Origin of the sequence: Dietzia papillomatosis NBRC 105045 (assembly GCF_001570845.1) — a bacterium.
Taxonomy (GTDB): Bacteria; Actinomycetota; Actinomycetes; order Mycobacteriales; family Mycobacteriaceae; genus Dietzia; species Dietzia cinnamea.
In genome coordinates this window covers 1-1,702 of the sequence record NZ_BCSL01000096.1, presented here as the reverse complement: position 1 = coordinate 1,702, position 1,702 = coordinate 1, and the positions used below count along the sequence as shown (strand labels likewise).

The window sequence follows — 1,702 nt, the reverse complement described above, 5'->3', positions numbered from 1 at the left end:
CTAGGAGCGTGGGTCAGTAACACGCCAGTTCAGGTCCGCTGATGGGGCGGGTTCGGCGGGATAATTGTCGTCATGGGCGAGGAAGGGTTGTTCGCCGCCGAGGAGTTCCGCGTCGAGCGGGCTGACCGGCAGGGCGAGGTCGAGCCGGTGGGCGCAGGCAAGACATTTCGGGCGTTCGACCCGGGCCAGGGGTTGTTGCTGCCGCCGTCGCTGGATGACTGGCTTCCGGCCGATCATCTGGCACGGTTCGTGGCGGATCTGGTCGATGAGCACCTGGATTTATCGCGGATCTACGTCTCCTACCAGGAGGGGCGCGGGGCCCCGCCGTACGATCCGCGGTTGATGGTGCGGTTGCTGATCTTCGGCTACACCACGGGGGTGCGCTCCTCCCGCGGGATCGAGAAGGCCTGCACCGACATCGTCGCTTTCCGGTGGTTGGCGGCCGGGGCGGCCCCGGACTACCGCGCGATCGCCAGGTTTCGCAAGAGGCACCTGGCCGCGCTGGGCAACCTGTTCTTGCAGGCGTTGGCGTTGTGCCAGGCCGCCGGGATGGTCACGCTTGGACAGGTCGCGCTGGATGGGACGAAGCTGCGGGCGAACGCCTCCAAACGCAAGGCCATGTCGTACGCGCGGCTGACGGACAAGGAGAAGGTACTGGCCCAGGAGGTCTCCGATCTGCTGGCCGCCGCCGAGGCCATCGACAAGGCCGAGGACGCCAAGTTCGGCAAGAACCGGCGCGGGGACGAGCTGCCCGATGAGCTGGCCCGCCGAGAGTCTCGCCTGGTCAAGCTGCGCCAGGCCAAAGCTGCTCTGGAAGCCGACGCCGCCGCCGATGCGGCGGAGAAGGCTGAGGCTAAGGCCCGCGGTAAGGGCGAAGACGAAGACACCGTCGCGCAGAAGGCCGCTGAGGCCGCCGAGCGCGCCACGCCCAGGCCGAAGGCCCAGCGCAACTTCACCGACCCGGAGTCGAAGATCATGCTCACCGGGGACGGGTCGTTCGCTCAGTGCTACAACGGCCAGGCCGTGGTCGATGCCGCCCATCAGATCATCGTGGCGGCCGAGGTCAACGACTGTGCCGCCGACGTCGGCAACCTCATCCCCATGACCGAGCAGGCCATCAGCAACACGGGGCAGGCCCCGAAGCAGATGCTCGCCGATGCCGGGTACTGCTCAGCCGCGAACCTCGCCGCCTCCGCCGAGGTCACCGGCGAGCAGGGCACCGAGTTCTTCATCGCCACCGGACGACAGCGCAGCGGGGAACCGGCGCCGATCGCCCCCCGGGGACCGATCCCGGCCAGCGCCACGGACAAGCAGCGCATGGCCCGCAAGCTCGCCACGAAGAAAGGCCGAGCGGTCTACGCCCGGCGCAAAGCGATCGTCGAACCGGTCTTCGGACAGATGAGCACCCTGCAGAACGGCAAGCAACTCCTGATTCGCGGTCTGGACGCCGCCCGCGGTGAATGGCTACTGCTCGCTGCCTGCCACAACCTGCGAAAGCTCCACGGTCATATCGGCGCCACCGGGCTCGGCGGCCTCCAGATCGCCTGAACTGGCAGGCCCGGGCGACCTACAGGCTGACCCGCGGACTGAACGCCATCACCGCGGCTTCGCAAACCGAATACCTGGCCGCCAGTGACGCCGGCCCGAGCGCAACGCTCTCACGCACTCCGCCGTACTCTCGGCGCGCTTCGAGCCATTACTG

Annotated in this window: 1 protein-coding gene; it reads left to right on the top strand. The window is 68.1% G+C overall.

Going from position 1 to position 1,702, the window contains the following annotated elements; genetic code table 11:
• The first annotated feature begins 72 nt into the window (after positions 1-72).
• On the top strand, positions 73-1,548 hold the full coding sequence (locus DPA01S_RS15920; RefSeq protein ID WP_061917889.1) for an IS1182 family transposase: 1,476 nt from the start codon (positions 73-75) through the stop codon (positions 1,546-1,548).
• Positions 1,549-1,702: the final 154 nt, after the last annotated feature.